This window comes from Roseibium sp. R5, from assembly GCF_055755305.1.
The window spans coordinates 1154701-1176654 of sequence record NZ_CM146910.1 but is presented as its reverse complement, the minus strand read 5'-3'; the positions used below and the strand labels follow the sequence as shown (position 1 = coordinate 1176654).

28 protein-coding genes are annotated in these 21954 nt (G+C 57.2%); 11 read left to right on the top strand and 17 right to left on the bottom strand.

Going from position 1 to position 21954, the window contains the following annotated elements:
- Positions 1-33 precede the first annotated feature (33 nt).
- On the top strand, positions 34-696 hold the full coding sequence (tlpA, locus tag AC0J4F_RS05360; RefSeq protein WP_133952776.1) for a thiol:disulfide interchange protein TlpA: 663 nt from the start codon (positions 34-36) through the stop codon (positions 694-696).
- 58 nt (positions 697-754) lie between these two features.
- Here tlpA and AC0J4F_RS05355 read toward each other — a convergent pair whose 3' ends face one another.
- The 9 genes from AC0J4F_RS05355 to AC0J4F_RS05315 form a co-directional block, all read right to left on the bottom strand.
- The gene (locus AC0J4F_RS05355) at positions 755-967 is read right to left on the bottom strand and encodes a hypothetical protein (RefSeq protein WP_008196545.1); all 213 of its coding nucleotides are present in this window, start codon (positions 965-967) and stop codon (positions 755-757) included.
- Positions 968-1009: 42 nt separating this feature from the next.
- Positions 1010-1267: a hypothetical protein gene (locus tag AC0J4F_RS05350; protein WP_133952775.1), complete on the bottom strand. Its 258-nt coding sequence runs from the start codon at positions 1265-1267 to the stop codon at positions 1010-1012.
- Between the two features lie 321 nt (positions 1268-1588).
- The gene (locus tag AC0J4F_RS05345) at positions 1589-1786 is read right to left on the bottom strand and encodes a putative motility protein (protein ID WP_055673057.1); all 198 of its coding nucleotides are present in this window, start codon (positions 1784-1786) and stop codon (positions 1589-1591) included.
- 82 nt (positions 1787-1868) lie between these two features.
- Positions 1869-3356: an acyl-CoA synthetase gene (locus AC0J4F_RS05340; RefSeq protein ID WP_473025628.1), complete on the bottom strand. Its 1488-nt coding sequence runs from the start codon at positions 3354-3356 to the stop codon at positions 1869-1871.
- A gap of 14 nt (positions 3357-3370) precedes the next feature.
- Entirely contained in the window at positions 3371-4252 is an 882-nt protein-coding gene (locus AC0J4F_RS05335) for a 3-hydroxybutyryl-CoA dehydrogenase (protein ID WP_133952773.1), read from the bottom strand.
- 136 nt (positions 4253-4388) lie between these two features.
- Positions 4389-5321: an electron transfer flavoprotein subunit alpha/FixB family protein gene (locus AC0J4F_RS05330; protein ID WP_473025627.1), complete on the bottom strand. Its 933-nt coding sequence runs from the start codon at positions 5319-5321 to the stop codon at positions 4389-4391.
- A gap of 23 nt (positions 5322-5344) precedes the next feature.
- Entirely contained in the window at positions 5345-6094 is a 750-nt protein-coding gene (locus tag AC0J4F_RS05325) for an electron transfer flavoprotein subunit beta/FixA family protein (protein ID WP_473025626.1), read from the bottom strand.
- 276 nt (positions 6095-6370) lie between these two features.
- Positions 6371-7063: a hypothetical protein gene (locus AC0J4F_RS05320; protein WP_473025625.1), complete on the bottom strand. Its 693-nt coding sequence runs from the start codon at positions 7061-7063 to the stop codon at positions 6371-6373.
- Entirely contained in the window at positions 7060-7602 is a 543-nt protein-coding gene (locus tag AC0J4F_RS05315) for an RNA polymerase sigma factor (RefSeq protein WP_209002679.1), read from the bottom strand. Before AC0J4F_RS05315 ends, AC0J4F_RS05320 begins: the two co-directional genes overlap by 4 nt.
- Positions 7603-7691: 89 nt before the next feature.
- Here AC0J4F_RS05315 and AC0J4F_RS05310 point away from each other — a divergent pair, with 89 nt between their 5' ends.
- Entirely contained in the window at positions 7692-8570 is an 879-nt protein-coding gene (locus tag AC0J4F_RS05310; protein ID WP_473025624.1) for a hypothetical protein, read from the top strand.
- Between the two features lie 151 nt (positions 8571-8721).
- Positions 8722-8958 carry an RT0821/Lpp0805 family surface protein gene (locus AC0J4F_RS05305; protein ID WP_473026407.1) on the top strand — a complete coding sequence of 79 codons (237 nt, stop codon included), beginning with the start codon at positions 8722-8724 and terminating at the stop codon, positions 8956-8958.
- Positions 8959-9009: 51 nt separating this feature from the next.
- Here the strand turns inward: AC0J4F_RS05305 and AC0J4F_RS05300 are convergent, their stop codons facing one another.
- The 5 genes from AC0J4F_RS05300 to AC0J4F_RS05280 all read right to left on the bottom strand — a co-directional run bounded on the left by AC0J4F_RS05300 (position 9010) and on the right by AC0J4F_RS05280 (position 12759).
- Positions 9010-9702 carry a rhomboid family intramembrane serine protease gene (locus AC0J4F_RS05300; RefSeq protein WP_133952767.1) on the bottom strand — a complete coding sequence of 231 codons (693 nt, stop codon included), beginning with the start codon at positions 9700-9702 and terminating at the stop codon, positions 9010-9012.
- 27 nt (positions 9703-9729) lie between these two features.
- On the bottom strand, positions 9730-10305 hold the full coding sequence (locus AC0J4F_RS05295; protein ID WP_133952766.1) for a cob(I)yrinic acid a,c-diamide adenosyltransferase: 576 nt from the start codon (positions 10303-10305) through the stop codon (positions 9730-9732).
- A gap of 43 nt (positions 10306-10348) precedes the next feature.
- Positions 10349-10543 (bottom strand): twin transmembrane helix small protein, encoded by a 195-nt coding sequence (locus AC0J4F_RS05290; RefSeq protein WP_008191614.1) that lies wholly within the window; start codon positions 10541-10543, stop codon positions 10349-10351.
- A gap of 62 nt (positions 10544-10605) precedes the next feature.
- Positions 10606-11478, bottom strand: a complete 873-nt coding sequence (locus tag AC0J4F_RS05285; RefSeq protein WP_166672851.1) for an SDR family oxidoreductase — start codon at positions 11476-11478, stop codon at positions 10606-10608.
- A gap of 42 nt (positions 11479-11520) precedes the next feature.
- Positions 11521-12759 (bottom strand): ubiquinone biosynthesis hydroxylase, encoded by a 1239-nt coding sequence (locus AC0J4F_RS05280; protein ID WP_473025622.1) that lies wholly within the window; start codon positions 12757-12759, stop codon positions 11521-11523.
- A gap of 134 nt (positions 12760-12893) precedes the next feature.
- Here AC0J4F_RS05280 and tesB point away from each other — a divergent pair, with 134 nt between their 5' ends.
- Complete coding sequence (tesB, locus tag AC0J4F_RS05275) at positions 12894-13766, top strand: acyl-CoA thioesterase II (RefSeq protein ID WP_473025621.1); 873 nt, start codon at positions 12894-12896, stop codon at positions 13764-13766.
- 199 nt (positions 13767-13965) lie between these two features.
- Here tesB and AC0J4F_RS05270 read toward each other — a convergent pair whose 3' ends face one another.
- The 3 genes from AC0J4F_RS05270 to AC0J4F_RS05260 form a co-directional block, all read right to left on the bottom strand.
- The gene (locus AC0J4F_RS05270; RefSeq protein WP_473025620.1) at positions 13966-15186 is read right to left on the bottom strand and encodes a CobW family GTP-binding protein; all 1221 of its coding nucleotides are present in this window, start codon (positions 15184-15186) and stop codon (positions 13966-13968) included.
- Between the two features lie 178 nt (positions 15187-15364).
- Positions 15365-15661 carry a hypothetical protein gene (locus tag AC0J4F_RS05265; RefSeq protein WP_133952762.1) on the bottom strand — a complete coding sequence of 99 codons (297 nt, stop codon included), beginning with the start codon at positions 15659-15661 and terminating at the stop codon, positions 15365-15367.
- A 193-nt stretch (positions 15662-15854) separates the two neighbouring features.
- Positions 15855-17276 carry a D-alanyl-D-alanine carboxypeptidase family protein gene (locus AC0J4F_RS05260; RefSeq protein WP_473025619.1) on the bottom strand — a complete coding sequence of 474 codons (1422 nt, stop codon included), beginning with the start codon at positions 17274-17276 and terminating at the stop codon, positions 15855-15857.
- A 373-nt stretch (positions 17277-17649) separates the two neighbouring features.
- Here AC0J4F_RS05260 and AC0J4F_RS05255 point away from each other — a divergent pair, with 373 nt between their 5' ends.
- Genes AC0J4F_RS05255 through ureC form a run of 7 tightly spaced genes read left to right on the top strand, consistent with a single transcriptional unit; the run spans position 17650 to position 21934 of the window.
- Positions 17650-18504, top strand: a complete 855-nt coding sequence (locus tag AC0J4F_RS05255; RefSeq protein WP_473025618.1) for an urease accessory protein UreD — start codon at positions 17650-17652, stop codon at positions 18502-18504.
- A gap of 15 nt (positions 18505-18519) precedes the next feature.
- Entirely contained in the window at positions 18520-18822 is a 303-nt protein-coding gene (locus AC0J4F_RS05250; protein WP_133952759.1) for an urease subunit gamma, read from the top strand.
- 21 nt (positions 18823-18843) lie between these two features.
- A complete protein-coding gene (locus AC0J4F_RS05245; protein WP_133952758.1) occupies positions 18844-19047 on the top strand; it encodes a hypothetical protein in 204 nt (67 codons plus the stop codon).
- Positions 19044-19355 carry an urease subunit beta gene (locus tag AC0J4F_RS05240; protein ID WP_133952757.1) on the top strand — a complete coding sequence of 104 codons (312 nt, stop codon included), beginning with the start codon at positions 19044-19046 and terminating at the stop codon, positions 19353-19355. Before AC0J4F_RS05245 ends, AC0J4F_RS05240 begins: the two co-directional genes overlap by 4 nt.
- A 5-nt stretch (positions 19356-19360) precedes the next feature.
- Positions 19361-19774 carry a lysozyme inhibitor LprI family protein gene (locus AC0J4F_RS05235; RefSeq protein ID WP_133952756.1) on the top strand — a complete coding sequence of 138 codons (414 nt, stop codon included), beginning with the start codon at positions 19361-19363 and terminating at the stop codon, positions 19772-19774.
- 50 nt (positions 19775-19824) lie between these two features.
- Positions 19825-20187 (top strand): lysozyme inhibitor LprI family protein, encoded by a 363-nt coding sequence (locus AC0J4F_RS05230; protein WP_209002677.1) that lies wholly within the window; start codon positions 19825-19827, stop codon positions 20185-20187.
- Positions 20188-20221: 34 nt separating this feature from the next.
- A complete protein-coding gene (gene ureC / locus AC0J4F_RS05225; RefSeq protein ID WP_133952754.1) occupies positions 20222-21934 on the top strand; it encodes an urease subunit alpha in 1713 nt (570 codons plus the stop codon).
- The last annotated feature ends 20 nt before the right edge of the window (positions 21935-21954 follow it).

Below are 21954 nucleotides of genomic sequence, written 5' to 3'. Positions count from 1 at the left end.
CTTTGAAAGGCGCCCCTTGCGAGGTGTGAACGAATGACGAAGCCAACCGAACCTGCCAAGTCCTCCAATCGGAAACTCTATGCCGCTGGGCTCGCAGGTGCAGTGGCTGCTGTAGCGGCTCTATACGTGATCAACGGCCAAAATGGCAATATTGGCAGCGGCGAAAGCTGTTCGGCCGCCCTTGTTTCTGCAGAAGCGGTGGCCCCGCATGCCAAAGGAGAGGTCGCGGCCTTCCTTCCGGCCAGTCAGCCGCTGGACCTGAGCAACCTGACGTTCCTGGGTCCGGATGACCAGCCCATCACGATGGCGGACTTCGAGGGCCGGACGGTGCTTATGAACCTGTGGGCCACATGGTGTGCGCCGTGCCGTAAGGAAATGCCCGCCTTGGATGAGCTGCAGGCCGAGCTCGGTAACGCAGATTTTGAAGTGGTGGCGGTCAATCTTGACCGCGGCGGTCCTGAAAAGCCAAAAGCGTTTTTGGAAGAAATCGGGGTCGGCAACCTGGCCTACTACCACGATGCCAAGAATGGTCTTTTGAAAGACTTGCGGAAAGTCGCCCGTGCCACGGGGCTTCCAACAACAATCCTCATCAGCCCGGACGGCTGCGAGGTTGGAACCATGTACGGTCCGGCGGAATGGGCCTCCGGCGAGGCCAAGGCCTTGATCAATGCGTCCATGACAAAACCGGAGGCGTGATCCGCCACCGGTCTGACCAAATGATCATATCGGCGGGGTGTGGATCCCGCCTGTTTCTTTAAACAGTGATGTCGACAGCTTCGCCGAGGCCTGGGATTTGCCGCTGTTCGCGCCGATCCTGCTCGTCTGTTGCCTGTGACTCTTCCAACTGCTGCGCAACCTGACGCTCTTGTTCGTTCTGATCACGAACCGCGTTGGTTGCCAATTCACTGCGGACAGCGGCAGCGCTGTAGGCTGCAGATGAAGAGGTGCTGTCTGATACACTCGCCATATCGGATCTCCTTTGGCGTTGTATGGGCGAACGCTCTGCGTTCTAAACTGTTATGTCCACAACATCGCCGACCCCTGGGCCGGCATCTGTCTGCGCGCGTTGCTCGATTTGTTCAGCGACCCGGGCAAGACTTTCGGCCCGGTTTGAACTGAAATCCGCCTGCCGCTGCACTGTCTCTGCGACGACTGCAGACTGCCGCGCGTTGATTTGTTGTGCTTGCTGCGCAAGCTGGTCGCCTCTCGGCACCGCCAGCGAAGGCTGGAATGCCGGGGACGCCCCATATCCAATTCCTTCTGGCATGATGGCACCGTTCGTTACGTAAAACACGACAGCTCATATTGTGCCGAAGTCAGGAAAATAAAAGTAAATACAATAAGTTACTTGGCATGAAGCCTTATGAAGGCCTACTAAAGCCAAGACAAATTGATTAAAACTTTAGCTATCGGATCTAAGCGATTGACTTGATTTGCATTTATCAGAAGCCGTGCTAGCCGACACGTGTCGGGAGATAAGGAACTCAAGAACCGCAACCGGCATGGTTCCGGTTCCGAATGGGGAGTTTCTTCAAAAATGTTAAAGAATGACCGCTGACGCGCGGACAAGGCTGCAATGGAGAACTGATCAGGCGCTGACGTCCACCTGGGTTCCAAGACCCGGGGGCGGGGCGGCGGCCTGAAGGCTCTCAGCGCCCTGCTGGAGAAGCGCCACGAGATTGGCATCTTGCTGGGCTGCCATCTTCATCATTTCAGCCTGAAGCGCCTGGCCGGTCTGGGCCTGGGTCATGGCTACAAATGTGTTGGCGATCCCAACGCTGTCCATCTCGGTCTCCTAGTGATTGGCAAACACTAACCGCGCCGCCTTAAACACACGTTAACAAAAACTTAAGGCATTTTTTCCGAGTTTAAGTTTTAGAAAGCGCCTTGCGCTGCACTTTGCCCGAAGGTGTGCGCGGGAGTTCTGAAATAATCCAGTAAACCTTTGGACGTTTGTAGTCCGCCAATCGGTCGACCGCAAAAGCAGCAAGATTAGTTTCATCGAAACTGTCCGGGTCCACGGGAACAACAAAAGCAGTGATCAAGTCGACCCCGGACCCGGAGGAAACCGTTGTCACGGCAACTTCAGAAACTTCCGGATGCGCAACCAGGGTGCGTTCCACTTCCTCCGGCGCAACGCGATAGCCAAACGCATTCATGAGGTCGTCGGCCCGGCCCTCATACCAGTAGTAGCCATCTGCATCCGCCCGCGCCCGGTCACCCGTCAGGAACCAATCGCCTCGGAAAGCGGCCTGTGTTTCTTCTGGCCGGTTCCAGTACCCGAGCATCAAACCAGGCTCGTCACGGTGAACCGCCAAAAGGCCGGCCGTATCCGGCCTCGCAAACTCCTCGCCTTCTACAGTTTCATCGAGGATCGCAACCTTCCGGCCGGCCTGAGGCCGACCTGGCGAACCTGGCTTCACGGGCACGATTGGGCTGCTGGAGAGGTATGTAGAGATTTCGCTCATGCCCAGCGCTTCATAAAGCTCGCGTCCGGTGCGCGCCTTCCACGCGTGATAGAGCTCTGCAGGAAGAGCTTCTCCAGCTGTAAGGCCATGACGCAAGTTTGGAAAAGATCCTTCTGAAACCTCACCATACTTCAGGATCCGCCGATAAAGGCTAGGCACCGCCGCAAACAAAGTCGCATTGCTCGCAGTCAGAATTTCGGGCCAGATCTGAGGATCGCGCGGGCCGTCATATACGACACTCGTCGCGCCATTGGCCCATGGATCCATCAGCCCGACACCGAGCGTGTAGGTCCAGTTGAAGGCACCGGCGTGGAGCAAGCGGTCGTCAGTATGAATGCCATACCAGCCGAGATACATCGGCGCCCGGGCAGCAGCAGCCCTTTGCGCGTGGAGGACACCTTTCGGAGTTCCGCTGGTGCCTGACGTGTAGATCAGAAACGCAGGGTCATCAGCAGCGGTATTTTCAAATTCTCCGGGATCAGATTGTTTGAGCTGAGCGATCCGCTCGGGACCAATGACCCGCGCGGTCCCGGCCTGCGGCAAGGCCGTTTTGCCGTCATGGAGAACAACTGCAGCACCAGAGTCAAAGAGAATTGTATCCGTTTCGGTGCTCGTGAGCAGCGCAGAGGTCGGAACCGGGACCAGGCCAGCTGCAATAGACCCGAAAAAGAGCAGCGGAAAGTCACTGGAGTGTCCGATGCGCAAGAGAACGCGGTCACCACGCTCAAAGCCCTCAAGCCTCAAGCCATTGGCAACCGAAAGAATTGATCGCGTCAGATCTGCGTAAGTCCGAGTTTCCAGACGCTCGCCCGCAGTACCGATGACTTCCAAAGCGACCTTGTCCGGATCGGGACTGGCGTTGGTCAGACAATAGCGGGCGAGATTCACGACAACGGAACCAGTTAGCGTGTCGGGACCGGAACCTCACCGCGGTAGTCGTAGAAACCGCGCTGCGTCTTGCGGCCAAGCCAGCCAGCTTCAACATACTTTACGAGAAGCGGACACGGACGGTACTTGGTGTCGGCAAGACCTTCATAGAGCACCTGCATGATCGACAAGCAGGTGTCGAGACCGATGAAATCCGCCAGTTGCAGGGGGCCCATGGGATGGTTGGCGCCAAGTTTCATAGCCTTGTCGATGGATTCAACCGAGCCGACGCCCTCATAAAGCGTGTAAATCGCCTCGTTGATCATCGGCAACAGGATACGGTTGACCATAAAGGCCGGGAAGTCTTCAGCAACAGCGATCTGCTTGCCCAACCGGTCGCAGAACTTCTTGGATGCTTCAAACGTCTCGTCTTCGGTCGCAATACCGCGAACAAGTTCTACCAGTTCCATGATCGGCACCGGATTCATGAAGTGAATTCCGATGAACCGTTCCGGGCGGTCGGTTGTCGCCGCCAGGCGCGTGATGGATATCGAGGATGTATTGGTCGCGAGAATCGCTTCCGGCTTCAGGATCGGGCAGAGCTGGGAGAAAATCTTGCGTTTGACCTGCTCGTTCTCGACAGCCGATTCAATCACCAGATCCGCATCGCTCAGAAGATCTACATCCTCGGCAGGCTTCAGGCGGGCCAGAGCGCCCGTGCGCTCTTCTTCAGTGATGATCGACTTGGATACCTGACGGGCCATATTGCCGTTGATTGATGCCAGGCCGGATTCGATGCGCTCCATGGAAATATCGCTCAATCCCACTTCGTAGCCGGCCAGCGCACACACATGTGCGATCCCGCTGCCCATCTGACCCGCGCCAATCACGCCGATTTTCTTGATTTCGACTGCCATCTGAATATCCGATCTGAATAAAATGCCCGACTGGGCTTATTGCCGTTATTTTTGGCAAGTCTTTCGCCGAACAGCAAGAACCCCGGGGCGAAAACTGACATTCACCCCGGGGTCCGTGATCAATTTGCCGCAGGTCTTATTCGACAGACGCCTTCAATTCCGGCAGAACGTCAAACAAGTCAGCGACCAGGCCATAATCCGCGACCTGGAAGATCGGGGCTTCTTCGTCCTTGTTGATCGCAACGATCACCTTGGAATCCTTCATGCCGGCAAGGTGCTGGATCGCACCGGAAATGCCGCAGGCAATGTAAAGATCCGGAGCGACAACCTTACCGGTCTGACCGACCTGCCAGTCGTTCGGGGCATACCCGGCATCAACAGCCGCACGGGATGCACCAACCGCTGCACCGAGTGCGTCGGCAACCGGCATGATGACTTCCTGGAACTTTTCTTCGGAGCCCAGCGCGCGGCCACCAGAGATGATGATCTTGGCGGACGTCAGTTCCGGACGGTCGGACTTGGAAAGTTCCTCGCCAACGAATTCGGACAGGCCGGAGCCATCTGTGCCAGCAACGGTTTCAATGGCGGCAGAACCGCCTTCTTCAGCTGCTGCGAACGTGGATGTCCGCACGGTGATGACTTTTTTCGCATCGCCGGATTTGACAGTTTGGATCGCGTTGCCTGCGTAGATCGGACGCTCGAAGGTCTCAGCGTCGATCACTGCGGTAACGTCTGAGATCTGCATGACGTCGAGCAGGGCTGCAACGCGCGGCAAGGTGTTTTTGCCGTTTGCGGTTGCCGGAGCAACGATCGCATCATAGTCACCGGCTAGGCCAACAATCAGGTCAGCCATCGGCTCTGCCAGCTGGTGCTCGAGTGCATCGCTTTCAGCAACCAGAACCTTGGCAGCGCCAGAGAGCTTCGCCGCAGCTTCAGCCACAGCCTGAACGCCTTTACCGGCGACCAGAACATGGACGTCGGAGCCCAGAGCTGCGGCAGCGGACATAGCCTTTGATGTCGCATCGTTCAGATCGCCACCAGCGTGTTCAGCCACAAGAAGTGTTGTCATTTTCTTTCCTCCTGCGACGGTCCTTAAAGGACACCAGCTTCGTTCTTGAGTTTTTCGACCAGTTCGCTCACGGAGCCAACCTTGATACCAGCTTCACGAGCAGCCGGCTCAGTCGTGGTGACAACCGTCAGACGCGGCGTGATGTCGACGCCGTAATCGTCCGGGGTCTTCTCGTCGATCGGCTTTTTCTTCGCTTTCATGATGTTCGGAAGCGATGCATAGCGCGGCTCGTTAAGACGCAGATCGGTCGTAACGATCGCAGGCAGCTTCAACTTGACGGTCTGAAGGCCGCCGTCGACTTCGCGGGTCACATCAACGGTGCTGTCACCAAGATCAACCTTGGATGCAAACGTGCCTTGGCTCCAGCCAAGAAGGGCGGAAAGCATTTGGCCGGTCTGGTTGCAGTCATCATCAATCGCCTGCTTGCCAACAATCACAAGGCCCGGCTCTTCAGCTTCAACAATGCCCTTGAGGATCTTGGCAACGGCCAGCGGCTCGGTTGTTTCGTCCGTTTTGACCAGAATGCCGCGGTCGGCGCCCATGGCAAGACCGGTGCGGAGTGTTTCGGTCGCCTGCTGCGGACCAACGGAAACAACAACAACTTCAGTCGCCTTGCCGGCTTCTTTCAAGCGCAGGGCTTCTTCCACGGAGATTTCGTCAAACGGGTTCATGGACATCTTGACGTTGGCAAGATCCACTCCAGAACCGTCCGCTTTTACGCGAACTTTCACGTTGTAATCGATGACCCGTTTTACGGGTACGAGGATTTTCATTTGGTCTCAACCTCTTGCTGGGCCGGCTTTCACCGCACCGCATTAAAGGGCTTGCGCCCGCCCTGTAACGCTTCGTCACAAACGGCGGAAACAAGCCAACCGTGGCGCATGGCGCGGGACGGTACTGACCTGTGCGGCACCTGTCAATGACAGCAAAAGGGCTAAAGGCGCAATTTGCCGTGCTTTGCAAAAGTTGCGTCGCAAACATGACATTGCGGCAGCGCGGCAAAATGCAGCAGGCGCAGGCAATCAACGCCCAGCAAGTGATAGGAGAAATCAGATCCCGTTGGTTTGTGGAGAGAAATTATCTGACACGGGCTCGGCAAAAACCGTGGTCCAGACACCATTTTCATCACGGCATGCCGTGCCCCGAATGGTCATGTCCAGTTTCCCAAACCGGGTTTCCCGCAAATACTGTCGGCACCAATGCCCACTCTTACTCTTGTAGGTCTTGATTGGCGTCAGGATTTCCGACCAGTCTCCATCCTGTCCGATCGCGACCGGTTCTCCACTGACCTTTGTTTCCAAGGCCTCCTGAACGGTCTGAGCAAGGACAAGGCGTTCCGTCTCCATATGGACCGCAAGCGAGGCAACGACCTGATCCATCCGGGACTGCATCCAGAAATTCGTGACGGCAAACGTCCCGGCCACCAAAACAAGAGAGGCCGCCAGATATACGATGGCGCGGCTCCAGTGCCTGTCAGATCCGGCTTTCGGCGCCCGGCGGTCGAATTCGCGTTCAATGACGCTCTCAATCCGCTTCATGGTGGCGTCCGGAACAGACGGCGGCAGCACCTCTTGAAGCAGCGCCTGATCTGCTGCCATTTGCTGCATCATTTGTGCGCTATCGGCGTCAGCCTGAAGACGGATCAGCAATTCATCCCGCGCTTCGGGCGACATTTCATTGTCCAGGATCAGCCCAATATCCTGCGCCAAGTCTACTTGGCTTTTCTTTTCATCAAACGTCATGACACCACCCCCGTAGATGCCGATTGCGATGCGCCATCCGGCGACTTTCTGGCTTCCAGCCAGTCTCTCAATTTCAACCGTGCGCGGGCCAGCCGGCTCGTGACCGTGCCGATCGGGACCTGCAGCTCTTCGGCAACATCCTTGTAGCTGCGTCCATCTATGGCGATCATCATCAAGACCGTTCTGTTGTCGTCGTCCAACTGCTCGATAAACCGGCGAACCTGTTGCAATTCCAGGCTGGAAACTGCCGCCCGCTGGCCGTCAAACGTGTCGTCATAATCGAACATCGCTTTCTCAAACAGTCTTGCGCGGTTGGCCGTGTCCCGCTGCATGTTGAAATAAAGATTCTGCAGGATCCGAAACATCCAGCTGTCCAGACGGGTTGCAGGATCAAACTGATCCAGCGACCGAATGGCCCGCTCGCACGTTGTTTGCACCAGATCGTCTGCCTGATCCGGATTCCGGCATAGCCGCAGCGCGAAACTTCTCAGTTTCGGTATCAAACGGATCATGTCCGCTTTCAGTGGTTCATCGGCCAAGAAGTTCTCCGCCACGCCTCTCTCAAACTTTACAACACGGGAGTTAGACTTTTGATCCCGGCTATTTTTTGACTACATTGCAGGAAGGAATGTACCCACTTGAGGGTTCTAAAGGGGAAAGCCGAAACAATCTTCAGATTGTCAGGCGCGCGCAAGCCTTGAAAGACAACGACTACATGGAACACACCCGCCAGACGCCATTGCATGACCGCCTCTCTGCGATGGTCCGACGTCTGCCCGGTGTGGTGGCCGCGGCGCTGGTTTTTTCCTGTGTCTACTTCAGCCCCTTGTTTGACCAGAAAACGACCATCGCCGCAGTCGCGGAATCCGACAGCCGCGGAGGTGGTGACCGGGGCGGCGGTGGCGGTGAAGGCCGTGGCGGAGGCCCCGGTGGCAGCGAGAGGGGTGACCGGGGCGGCGACGACGGCAATGGTCGCGGAGGCGGTGGCCGAGGCGGCAGTGAACGGGGTGGCTCCGACGGAGATAACGACAGCGACAACGACAGTGATGGCGGTCGCGGTGGTAGTGAAAGAGGCGGTAGCGAACGTGGCGGCGGTGAGCGCGGCGGCTCCGATTCAGACAACGACGGCGACAGTGATGGCGATGGCGGTCGCGGCAGCAGCGAAAGAGGCGGCGGCGAACGCGGCGGTGGTGACCGTGGTGGCAGCGATCGAGGGGGAAATGACACTGAAAGCGAATCCCAGAGCGATTCCGGAGACAATGACAACGACGGCGGCAATCGCGGAGGCTCAGATGCTGCTGAGGGTGGACGGGCGCCTTCAGATGACAATGACGACGACAATCAGCCGGAGCAATCGCCTGCACCAACTCCTGCCGCACAATCGCCCGCTTCCCAAAGTAGGGGTTTGGTTCCAGGTCGATCTCAGTTCCAGGGAAACAGCGCGCCTGGCGGCGAACCTTTGTCCGCCAGCGAGGAGAGAGAGGCGATCGACCGGGGGTGGCAATAGCGGGAGAGGTTAAGCGTTGCGAATTCGGGTGGATATAAGGGCGGCACGTATACTCCCGGTCCTGACACTGGTCACAGCTATCAGCGGATGCACAGCCTCGGCACTTGTCGGGCCTGGTACCGGCAGCGGTCTTGCGCGGTCCGATCAAACGATGGCCGAAGCCACGTTCCAAAATGCTCTTGAAAAATCCTTGTCGGGAAAAACCAGCTCCTGGCGGAACCAGGAAACCGGCGCCAGCGGATCTGTAACCCCGGTCCGCACATGGAAAACCCGAAGCGGCGTTTATTGTCGGGCCTATCGGGAAAATATCCTGCTCGCGTCCGGAACGAGGCGACAAGACAACGGCACGGCGTGCCGCAACAAATCCGGCAAATGGCTGCTTGCTTGAGATCCAGCGTGAGGATTTAGGCTCTCGTACTCGTGTTTAAAACAATCACCGTCACGCGAGGTCCCGGTCAAACAGCACCACTCCGCGTCGCCTCATGAACAAAATGAGGACGGCGCCGGCTGCCAAACCACCGATATGGGCAATCCAGGCGACTTGACTGTCGATCGATGTCGCGATCTGGACAAACTGATAAATGACCCACGCTCCCAAGATCCAGACCGCACGTAGCCTCAACGGAACACGGCCGAACGCGAGCACCCAGATGCGTACGCGCGGGTGCAGCATCAAATAAGCCGCCACCACACCCGATACGGCGCCCGATGCGCCGATCAACGGGATTTCAGAACCTGGATCAAGGGCTGCGTAGGCAAAACCACCGGCAGCTGCACACAAGAGATAGAAGACCAGGTAACCGATATGGCCGACCGCATCTTCCACATTGTCGCCGAACACCCAAAGAAACAGCATGTTGCCCAAGAGATGCATGAAGTCGCCATGCAAAAAGGCATATGTCACGATCCCGGACCATTCAGGCAGGACCTGAAGATGCGGGGCTAGATCACGCAGGTCGAAAAAGACCGCTGGCACAAGCCCGTAGGAATAGACCGACGCACTCGCCCCTTCAGATATGCCGCCGCCTTGCACCACCAGGAAAACCAGGACATTGGCGGCAATCAGCGAAAGATTGACATAGGGCCGCGGCACATGTTTCAGCCGATTGTAATCGTGAAGCGGGAGAAACATGGCTGGCGTCCTGAAATTATGGGCCGATTAGCGGTTTTTGCCCGGAACCCATAACACGTCTTCTTCGCCCTTGTTGTTCAGATAGCGGGACGCGACGAAGAAGTAGTCCGACAGACGGTTCATGTACCGTATGCCTGCTTGGTTGATGGTTTCACGATCAGCCAGTTCAACCATCAAGCGTTCAGCACGGCGGGAAACCGTTCTTGCGAGATGCAAATGGGCAGAGGCCGCACTGCCACCTGGCAAAACGAAAGACCGCAGCGGCGAGAGCTCCGCATTCAAAGTGTCAATCGCTTCTTCAATTGCTGACACCTGACCATCCGTGATCCGGAGCGGCTCGTAGCCCAGGTCTTGATCGGTTTCCGGTGTGGCAAGATCCGCACCGAGATCAAACAAATCATTCTGGATGCGGTTCAGCACGGCGTCGATGTCCGGAACAACGCTAGCGGTATGCAACCGGGCCATCCCGACAATGGCATTGGTTTCATCAACGGTGCCGTAGGCGTCGATCCTCAGATCGTATTTTGGCCGCCGTTCGCCGGAGCCCAGCGCGGTCGTGCCGTTGTCGCCGGTTTTTGTGTAGATCTTGTTCAGTACGACCATAAAATCCCATCCCGCAGAAATGTTCGTGTTTTCGGCTGGCTTGTCAGCCTTTGCCGAAAAAGTAGAGCCCACCCATCACAAGGACAATCACCAGGAACTGCAATCCCACCCGCCAGCGCATTAATTTTTGAGAGCGATTGGCTGGACCATTGCGGAACATGTTCAAAAGCCCCGCAAACAGCACAAGCGCCACGGCCGCCATGCCGACAAAAATGAGAATATCGTAGATTTGTTCCATCAAGTACGTCCTTGTCGTTTCCCGCGTTGTCCAGCATCAGGTTTTCCAGCCGGATCCGGGTTTTATTCTTCGCCGTCCGCAGCCCAGATGCAGAACCTGTCCAAGACGCGTGTTGGCAGGAGCCGTTTTGCAATCGCCATCGCCTTGGTCGGGATGGTGACACGGTAGCGCGCCTTCGGCCGATGTGACTCTATGGCGTGGATCAGAGGTTTGGTGACTGCGCTCGGCGGCAATTTGAAGGGACCCGGTTCTCCAGCTTCCATCCGGATCCGGCGTTTTTCGTAAGTCTCGCGGTGAACGGACTGCTTGGACCCCTCTTCGCCAATCCACCGGTCAAAGTTTGCGATTGTGTTCTGCGTGAACCTAGTGTCGATCGGCCCGGGCTCAATAAGCGACACATGGATTCCCGTGCCCGCAAGCTCCTGCCGCAAGGTGTCGGTGTAAGCCTCGAGTGCAAACTTGGAGGCCGTGTAGGCGCCCCGATACTTGAGCGCCACAAACCCGAGAACGGACGAACACTGCACAATTCGTCCGGACTTCTGGGCGCGCATTGCGGGAATAAACTGACGCGTCAAATCGTGCCAGCCGATGAAATTGGCTTCGAAAAGGGCTCTGAGACCATCGGTCGGCAGATCCTCCAAAGCCCCCGGGATCGCGTAGGCGCCATTGTTGAAGATGGCATCCAGTTCGCCGTTTGTGGCTTCCAGAACGGCGTCAGCCGTCACACGGATCGAATCCGGGTCTTCATAATCGAGCTGAAAGGACTCAAAGCCCTCATCCTTCAGGCGTTGAACATCTTTCAGCTTGCGCGCGGTTGCGAAGACGCGCCAGTTGCGTCCGCGGAGAAGGCGAGCTGATGTTTCGCCAATCCCGGAGGAGCAGCCAGTCATCAAAATGGACCGGTGCTGCGGATAGCTGGAATTTTGATCGTTCATGCAAGCGCTGCCCAGGAAACCAAGCGGAGACGTCATCTCCTATCAGATCGGGTCTCCAGAAAGCAATTTCGGCACCGGTCCGGCAAAGCCGGATGCCTCCTTGATGAACTGGCTTTTCAGGCTGGGCATCCGGTCGACCAGCCCAAGGCCAAAGTCACGCGCAGCCCTGAGGAGATCGATATCGTTTGAAAACAACCGGTTAAGAACATCCGTCACAACACCCATCTGGAATGTGTCAAACCGGCGCCACCGCTGATACCGCTCCAGAACGTCAAATGCGCCAATGTCCTGGCCAAGACGGCGGGCATCAATGATGACTTCCGCAAGCGCTGCCACATCCTTGAACCCAAGGTTCAGCCCCTGACCTGCGATGGGATGAATGCCGTGGGCCGAATCACCGATCAGGGCGAACCGCGATTTTACGAATTCCCGTGCCAGCTTCAAACCAAGCGGATAGGCCTGGCGCGGGCCGTCAACTTCCAAAGTCCCAAGGTGATGACCAAAGCGGCGTTCCAACTCCAGCTCGAAGGTGAAATCATCAGAGCGGACCAAGCGGTCGGCATCTGACGTCTTTTCCGTCCAGACAAGAGACGAGCGGTTTCCCGGCAGCGGTAAAATGGCAAAGGGTCCGGCAGGCAGAAAGTGTTCTTCAGCACGGCCATTGTGCGGACGCTCGTGCTTGATTGTTGTCACAATGCCCGACTGCTTGTAGTCCCAGTTGACCGTACGAATACCTGCAAGATCCCGCAATTTGGAACGGACACCATCGGCAGCGATCAAGAGGCGGGTTTTCAGAACCTTGCCGTCGTTGAGTTCCAGGTCCACGTGATCCGGGTTGTTCCGGAACGTCGCGGCACTGTTGGGCGCAAAAAACACTGTTCCGAGCGCCTTCGCTGCTTTGTAGAGCGCCGGCATCATGACACCGTTGGGCATCATTGTCGCGAATGGTTCGCCGTCGGTCGCTTCGCCATCAAAGGTCAGAAAAACAGGACGCACTGCATCGCGCAGTTTGCTGTCGGTAACGATCATCTCGTTGATCGGTTGGCCTTTGTCCGAGATTTTGTCCCAAATACCCAACTGGGTCAGCATTCGGGACGCGGCCGCTGCAATGGCGGATGCGCGCGGATCCCTGTCGAGCGTGTTCATCGGCTTTGGATCAACAACAGCGCATTTGAGGCCCGGATCCCCTTGCTTCAGCGCGAGCGCCAGCGACAGTCCGACATAGCCGCCACCTGCGATGACGACATCAAACATCTCGTCGCTCTTTTTGGGTCTTGCCATTGCTTTTAAACTCCTCGCCCCTCGTTTCCGTTGGGGCATCTTGACTTTAACGTCAACACACGTCCAAGACTTCATCAAACCGGCGGCTCACCCGGCCACTGTCCCCATTGTTCTATTTAACAGGAACCGCGCCGATGAATACGGCCATTGACAACCTTCTGCACATTCTCGACCTGGAACCTCTGGAACACAATCTGTTTCGTGGTCGCAGCCCCCAAGTCGGCTGGCAGCGTGTTTTTGGCGGCCAGGTGATTGGCCAGGCGCTGGTTGCCGCCTCGCGCACGGTTGTCGAAGACCGCCATGTTCACTCCCTACATGGGTATTTTTTGCGGCCCGGCGATCCGTCGGTCCCGATCATTTATGAAGTCGACCGGATCCGTGATGGCGGCAGCTTCACCACCCGCCGGGTGGTCGCCATTCAGCACGGCCATGCGATTTTCTCCATGTCCGCCTCCTTTCAGGTGCGCGAAGAGGGGCTGGAGTACCAGGCTGACATGCCGGATGTGCCGGGACCGGATGACCTGCCGAGCGAACAGGAATTGAAAGAAAAATTTCTGGCGTTTGCCCCGGAGAACGTCAAACGCTACTGGGAGCGCGAACGGCCGATTGAAATGCGCCCGGTCGACATGACCCACTATTTCAGCAAGAAACCGTTGCCGGCCCAGCAATATGTCTGGGTACGCGCGAGTGACCCTTTGCCGGATGATGAGCGCATTCACCAGTGTGTTCTGGCCTATGCCTCCGACATGACATTGCTCGACACGTCCTTGTTCCCGCATGGCACGTCCGTTTTCAGTCCAAAAATCCAGGCCGCCAGCCTTGATCACGCCATGTGGTTTCATCATCCGTTCCGCGCGGATGAGTGGCTCCTTTACGCCACGGACAGCACCAGCTCCTCCGGCTCCCGCGGCATGAACCGCGGCCTGCTCTACACCCAGGACGGCAGGCTGATCGCCTCAACGGCCCAGGAAGGACTGATCCGGTTGCGGAAGAAAGAGGCTGAGTAAAGTCGCTTTGTAAGTCGCCGTCCCGGCCTTGAGCCGGGACCTACTAAATATGACCCCGACTCAAGGCCGGGGAAGCATGGAGTAGTTGGCGGCGGCTGAATTATTGCTGAAACACCGTATCTTGTGGCAAGTCACCTGACCCAATGGGAGAGGCAGCTCTGCACTGCCGGCTTTATTTTTCTGCCATGAAGGCTGAAGACTAACGCAGCGGGCTCGTAAAGCCAGAGACGGCAAGCGGGTTGTTCAGCATGGCCTCACTATCCGGCGTGTCGGGCCGGAGTGCGCCGGAAAAGGCTTCGAACATCTTGCGGACGAACCCTTCAGGCAAATCCTTGGTGATGAATACCATCCGGGTCCGCCGGTCCGCATCCGGCCAGGCGTCCAGCGTTGCCGGTGGGTGGAAGACGTGTTGAACGCCGTGAATGACAACGGGCCGTCCCGGGTCCTCGGCGATCTGAACAATGCCTTTGACCCGCAGCAGTTTTGGGCCGTGCGCCGAGCGCAGCAAATCCAGAAACATTTCCAGCGCGGAAGCCGAGACCGGACGGTCGGTCGAAAGGGTGAAGGCCCGGATCGCGTCGCTGTGCCGGTTTATGTCATGCGCATGATCGTGGCCGTGATGATGGTGCCCATGGTGGTGATCGCCGTCATGGTGATGATGGCCATGAGAATGATCATGGTGGTTTGGCTCATAGGCTTCCGCGTTCAGCCAGTTGGCAACATCCGGGATCTTGGTCTCCGGATTGTAGAGCCCGGCATTGAAAAGCGTTTCCGGGGTCGCGTCCCCGGCCTGGGTATCAAGCACCATCACGCCCGGGTTCAAAGCAAGAAGCCGGGATTTCAGATCCGAAAAGTTCCTCTGGCTCTCCTCACTGTTGAGCAGATCCGTCTTGGTGAGCACGATCCGGTCCGCAACGGCGGCCTGTTTTTTGGCTTCTTCATGCTCATCAAGAGTGGAGAGCCCGTTCACGGCATCCACCAGGGTCACGACACTGTCCAGCCGGTAGCGCATCACCAGATAGGGGTGCAGCATGATCGTGTGAAGGATTGGTGCAGGGTCCGCGAGGCCTGTGGTTTCAATGACCACACGGGTTAACCGTTCGGTCCGTCCGTTGTCCAGATGACGCAGCAGGTTTTCAAGCGTGGTTACGAGATCGCCGCGGATCGTGCAGCACAGACACCCCGACGACAACTCAACGATGCCGTCGCCTGCCTGATCGACAAACAGATGGTCCAGGCCGATTTCACCGAATTCGTTGATGATGACGGCCGTATCGGCCATGGCCGGATCCTGAAGAATACGGTTCAGAAGCGTTGTCTTTCCAGCACCCAGAAACCCGGTTAGGACAGACACGGGGATCGGCGGCTTGGGGCCTCTTGCCGGCTTTTCAGATACGGGGGATGCGTCCGTAACGCTCATGCACGTTGCTCCATAGAAACCCGGAGCATACTCTCATTGATGAAATGAGGTGTGGCGGACGTCAAAAAACCGCCTGTGCTCCACAAGGGGCTATGGCTAGCATCTGTGAGGGCGCAGCGTCAAAGCAGAAAGCCTGATGCTTGGAGGTGCCGAATGATTGGAGTCCCGCTAAACAATATCAGCCGGCGTTCAGAACGTGGATCTCGCCGCTCTTTGTCTCGGTATCATCGTCAGACAGCTCAGCGGCGTCATCGCCGGAAAGATCCATCGGGGTCAGGTCTTGCGCGAGATCTGCTTCTTCCGGCGCACCGTCTTCCATTTCTGTCTCGTCGATTACCATCCGGACAGCTTCCGCAGCTTTTCGTAAAGTTGCGATAACGTCTTCGACCGAAGTGCCTTCTTCCAGCTGGTCTGCAGACAATTCTGCAAGGCTCGCAAGGGCGCGGATTGTGGCAGTTGATCTCGGTTCTATCATACGGTGATCTCTCGATCCTCATCAACACGGCGTTTCTTCGCCTATAGCAGCACCTCTTGTGCTGCAGCTGACGATCCGGCAAGGCAATGACCCCAATTCAGATCGACGCTTACTGCATCGTTAAAGAACAGCGTTAAAAATAAGTTAAGCGAACCAGAGAGTGATCGAGTTCCTGCTGTCAAACCAAGGGGATCTAGTTGGATCGCGACGGACTGGGCGCAGGAACGGGCACCGTGAAATCAAGCCCTTTTCTAAAGATCGAGCCGGGAGCCGTCCGCGACGTATCCACCGCAGATCCAGGTCGTTGCGCTGTCGCCTCGACCTGAGGGATTGATCCGGCACCTGCCTGTGCAGTCTGCGGAGTACCAGTTGTTCCAATGGGTTGGGCTGTCTGCAACTGATTGCGAATCTTGATTTCTGCCAAACGGATCGGATTGGCCGTCGGCAAAGGAATGTCTTCGGCAGGTACCGAAGCACTGACGACCGGTGTGCCTTTCGGATTGCCGAGCCCAACCGGCAACGGCTTGTACGCAACACGGCGTGGTCCCAAAGTTCGATCGAGGATCTTGGCCCAGTCCGGCTTCCCGTTCGACTTGGTAAAGCTGCTGGTATCGACCTTGGCCTCTTTCGGGTTCTTTTGTTTACCGAAGAATAGCAAACCGCCTCCGCTTGGCTCATTCTGCATGTCGTAACGGGCGATATACTGCTTGGAACTCAGCTTCTTGTTCCGGCGGCAATATCCGTCGGCCGGCGGATTACCCGATGAACCACTGAGACTCTTCACGTTCTGGCCGCGGCTGCCCTTTCGGAACCCTTCATCAAACAATTGCCGGGCAAAGGCTGTCCGCTCAAGACCAGAAGACGCGCCCATGATGATTGCAATGAGCGTTCGTCCACGGCGGGTTACCGAGGACGCAACATTAAAACCGGAATTGCAGATGTAGCCGGTCTTCATACCGTTGGCGCCCGGAACCCGCAGCAGGAACTCCCGGTTGGCCGAGCGCAATGTCTTCTTACCGAACCGGATGCCTGGATGTTTGTAAAACTCTCGCGACTCCGGAAAATCCGCGCGCAGAGCCATAGCAAGGATCGCCATATCTCGCGCTGTTGTGACCTGGCGGTTGTCCGGAAGGCCATGCGGATTTGTAAAGCGGGTGTTCGTCATTCCCAACCGGCGGGCTTCCGCATTCATCTCTGCAAGAAAGGCGCTTTCTGATCCAGAGACTGCTTCGCCCAGTGCAACAGACACGTCATTGGCCGATTTGATCAGGATGATCTTCAGCGCTGTGTCGATGGTGAATTTCGTGCCAACCTTGAAACCCATCTTGCTGGGCGGTTCAGCTGCCGAGTTTTTGGATTGTACAACGGCGGAATCGAGAGCTACCCGTCCTTCGCGGATCGCCTTGAAGGTCACATAGGCCGTCATCATCTTGGTCAGGGATGCCGGATACCATTTGCGGGTCGCGTTTTTCTGGTCCACCACCGCGCCGTTGCGGGCATCCACGAGGATGTATGTGCCGATTTCCGCTCGAGCTGGCGCAGCTATCAGAAACAATCCGAGAGTTGCCGCCAGAATGGGCAGGGCTGATCGACGGCCGAATAAGCTTGCGTACACCGGAAATCCTCGCTGTCTTCCCATGGGCGAACACGACTGCTTCAAATCAAAAGCACCTTAGCGGAAAGTTCCAATTAAAAAACCGGATCATAGACGCAAGAGCAACCCTTGCGATGGAGTCATCCAGCGGCAATCTTTTGAGCACCCGCTTATTTTTTGTGCAAATCAGCTTCCTGATAACAAGAATAGTTTCGTTTTATCAGCACTTTGAAGGCTAATTGCCGTCAGTATTCTACACGACCCGTCTTGGCCCGGTTGTTGCTACTGCTGGAAACGACAAGATGCCGGTTTCGCCTGACCGTGGACAATCAAACATAGAGCGGGCACGGTAGAAAGAAGAACGAGACGGGTCCGAAGCGGGGAGGCTTCCAGGATGTATGATGCTGCAACAGCATCGGAAATTGGAAAAACCGCGCCTGCAATGCAGCGGGTACGCGGTACTGCACGCGTCGCGTTCGCGAATACGGCTGGCCAAACCCGGCTGAAAGATCTCTTCCAAAGCGGCTCCGCGAAGGTTCGCCTCCCCAAGATCTATGGTGAACCCGCGACCGCTGTCCTTATCAACACAGCCGGCGGCCTCACCGGCGGCGATCGCATGGATTATGACATCGCAATCGGCGCAGATGCTCACGCAATCGTGACAACCCAAACTGCCGAACGGGCTTACCGCAGTTTAGGGACCTCCGCAGAAGTAACAAGTCAGCTGTCTGTTGGTGCGGAAGCTACGTTGGAATGGTTGCCTCAGGAAACGATTCTGTTTGAAAACTCGAGCGTTTCGCGCCGGATCACTGCAGAGCTTACCGGCTCCGCCAAGCTACTCATCCTTGAAAGTGTCGTTCTGGGTCGCGCCGCCATGGGCGAACAGCTGACCCGGGTGTTTTTCCAGGACAGCTGGCGGATCCGCCGGGATGGCAAGCTTGTCTTCGCCGACGATCTGCGTCTCAACGGTGACCCAAGCGACTTCTTTTCCGGTCCGGCAACCGGTCAGGGCGCAAAGGCCATGGCAACCCTGTTGGACTGCGCACCTGGCGCCGAAGACAGACTGGAAAATGCCCGAAGCTGCCTGGAAGGCGCTTCCTCTGGCTCTGTTCAAGCAGCCGCAAGCGCCTGGAACGGGCATCTCATCTTACGCTTTGTTGCCACCGACAGTCGGGCTCTACGACTGTCGTTGATGGCCTTTCTTGAAACCTATCGGTCGGCCCGCCTGCCGCGCGTTTGGTACTGTTAATTCTGGAGGACTTCCGTGAACCTGACACCAAGGGAAAAAGACAAGCTGCTGATATCCATGGCAGCCATGGTAGCCCGCCGGCGGCTTGAGCGCGGCGTCAAGCTGAATCACCCTGAAGCTATTGCCCTGATCACGGATTTTGTCGTCGAAGGAGCCCGGGATGGGCGCAGCGTCGCTGATCTGATGGCTTCAGGCGCCAAGGTTCTCACCCGCGACCAAGTCATGGAAGGGGTCGCGGAAATGATCCACGATGTTCAGGTCGAGGCAACCTTTCCCGACGGAACTAAACTTGTGACGGTTCACGAACCGATCCGCTGAATTGACCAAAGGAGATTTGTTATGACCAGAATTATCACAGCGGCATCTGCCCTGGCACTTTCTGCAGGGTCGGCCTTTGCTCATCCCAGCATTCAAGAACATGCTCACCCGCACACCGATGCGGCCAGCTATTTCACTGTTGAGACTCTCCTCATCTTTGCCGTCGGCCTGTCTATTGGCGCAACGCTCGCCTGGATGAAGCGCAGAAAGGGTCTCGACCAATGATCCCGGGAGAAATCTTTGCAGCCGACGGTGATATCGAGCTGAATGCCGGACTGGAGACGCTGTCGCTGGATGTATCGAACACCGGCGACCGGCCGATTCAGGTGGGCAGTCACTATCATTTTGCCGAAACGAACCCTGGGCTCTCCTTCGACCGAGATGCTGCCATGGGCATGCGCCTCGACATTCCCGCCGGGACAGCTGTGCGGTTTGAGCCGGGGCAAACCCGGTCCGTGACCCTGGTGCCATATCGCGGGGACCGCACGGTCTATGGCTTCAATCAGAAAGTCATGGGCAAGCTTAAAGGGTAAGCTAAATGCGTTTCCTTGTTGTCGGTCTGGCAGTTGTTGTTTTTGGTGGAGCATTTGCACCTGCTGTTCATGCGCAGGATGTTAATTGCAAAGAACCGCAAACCCAGTTGGATATGACCATTTGCGCCAAGAAGGACTGGGAAGCAGCGGATGTGGAGCTGAATGCGGCCTACAAATCAGCTATGGCAGCAATGAAGCAGACAGACAGCTACCTTTCGGGCGATCTCAAGGGTGCCGCTGAGACACTGAAAGCGGCCCAGCGCGCCTGGATCCCGTTCCGCGACAAGGCCTGTGAGTCCTATGGTTTTCTGGCCCGCGGCGGGTCTATGGAGCCGATGCTGGTGTTGCAATGCCGGGCGGATCTGACACGCCAACGCACATCTGAGCTGAAAGACCTGACACAGGGACTTGGGAATTGATGCGTTTTTGGAGCCAAGTAGTCTTACCGGCCGTCCTCTTGGGCCTTTGCGTGCCGGCCCTCGCCGACGACAACATTGATTGCGGTTACCCGCTGAACAATTCGGAACGCACATACTGCGCAGAAAAGGCACTGGATCAGGCAAACAAGGACCTGACGGCTGCTTATGAACGCGCGGTGGAAAAGATGACCGAGGTCGACGCCTCTCTGCCTGAGCATTTGAAGGGAAGCCCGGAGGCTCTGAAGGCTGCGCAAGAGGCCTGGACCGATTTCCGCGACAAGGACTGCACCGCCTACAGTTTCCCCTTCAGAGGCGGCACTCGCGGCAACGAACTCTACCGCAACTGCATGATCGTCATGACCATGCAGCGCATCGATGATTTGAACGCCATGGTCGAAGACTATGGCGGCTGACAGACATTGGTCTGATAGCTGATTGGAGACATGAATGGCTTATAAGATGTCCCGCGCCGCCTATGCGGACATGTTTGGACCGACCACCGGGGACCGGTTGCGGCTCGCAGACACCGATCTCATCATCGAGGTGGAGAAGGATTTCACGACCTACGGCGAAGAAGTAAAATTCGGCGGCGGCAAGGTGATCCGTGACGGCATGGGGCAGAGCCAGGCACCGAGGTCCGCAGGCGCGGTGGATACCGTCATCACCAATGCGCTGATTGTTGATCACTGGGGCATCGTGAAAGCCGATGTCGGCCTCAAGGACGGCCGCATCGTCGGCATCGGCAAAGCAGGCAATCCAGATGTCCAGCCGGGCGTCGATATCATCGTCGGACCAGGTACAGAAGCGATTGCCGGGGAAGGCAAGATCCTGACCGCTGGTGCGCTCGATGTTCATATCCACTTCATTTGCCCGCAGCAGATCGATGATGCGCTGATGTCCGGCGTGACCACCATGCTCGGCGGCGGCACGGGACCGGCAACCGGCACCAACGCCACTACTTGCACGCCGGGCCCCTGGCACATCACCCGGATGCTGCAGTCGGCCGACAGCTTCCCGATGAACCTTGCCTTTGCCGGGAAAGGCAACGCGTCTTTGCCGGCAGCGCTCGAAGAACAAATCCTCGCCGGTGCCTCTGCACTCAAATTGCATGAGGACTGGGGCACCACTCCGGCAGCCATCGACACGTGTCTCTCCGTTGCGGACGAATACGATGTCCAGGTGATGATCCACACGGACACGCTGAACGAATCGGGCTTCGTCGAAAACACCAAGGCCGCTTTCAAGGACCGCACCATCCACGCCTTCCATACCGAAGGCGCCGGCGGTGGCCATGCTCCGGACATCATCAAGGTCTGCGGCGAAACGAATGTCCTGCCGTCCTCGACCAACCCGACGCGGCCCTACACGGTGAACACGCTGGAAGAGCATCTCGACATGCTTATGGTCTGTCACCATCTGGACAGCTCGATCCCTGAAGATGTTGCCTTTGCCGAAAGCCGGATCCGCAAGGAGACGATTGCCGCGGAGGATATTCTCCACGACATGGGCGCCTTCTCGATCATCGCCTCGGACAGTCAGGCGATGGGCCGGGTTGGCGAGGTGATCATCCGCACCTTGCAGACGGCGCACAAGATGAAGGTCCAGCGCGGCCGTTTGTCCGATGAAGCGGGCGAAAATGACAATTTTCGTGTCAAACGCTACATGTCCAAGATCACCATCAATCCGGCAATCGCCCACGGGCTGGACGAACACATTGGGTCCGTCGAAGTCGGTAAGCTCGCAGATCTGGTGCTCTGGGATCCGAAATTTTTCGGCGTTAAACCAGACATGGTCATGAAACTCGGCACGATCGCCGCCGCCCCGATGGGCGATCCGAATGCCTCGATTCCGACCCCGCAACCGGTGCATTACCGGCCGATGTTCGGCGCATTCGGCAAGGCAATGACCCAGAGCCGGGTGACCTTCGTCTCCAAGGCCGCCTATGACAACGGCGTCAAGGACAAGGCCGGTCTCGACAGTCTGGTTCTGCCCGTCAAAAATGTGCGCAGCGGCATCTCCAAGAAGTCCATGGTCCTGAACGACGCCACCCCGCACGTTGAGGTCCATCCAGAGACTTATGAAGTGCGTGCCGACGGCGAGTTGCTGACCTGTGAACCGGCGGACGTTTTGCCGATGGCACAGCGCTACTTCCTGTTCTAGTCTCTCCGGAAAACACTTTT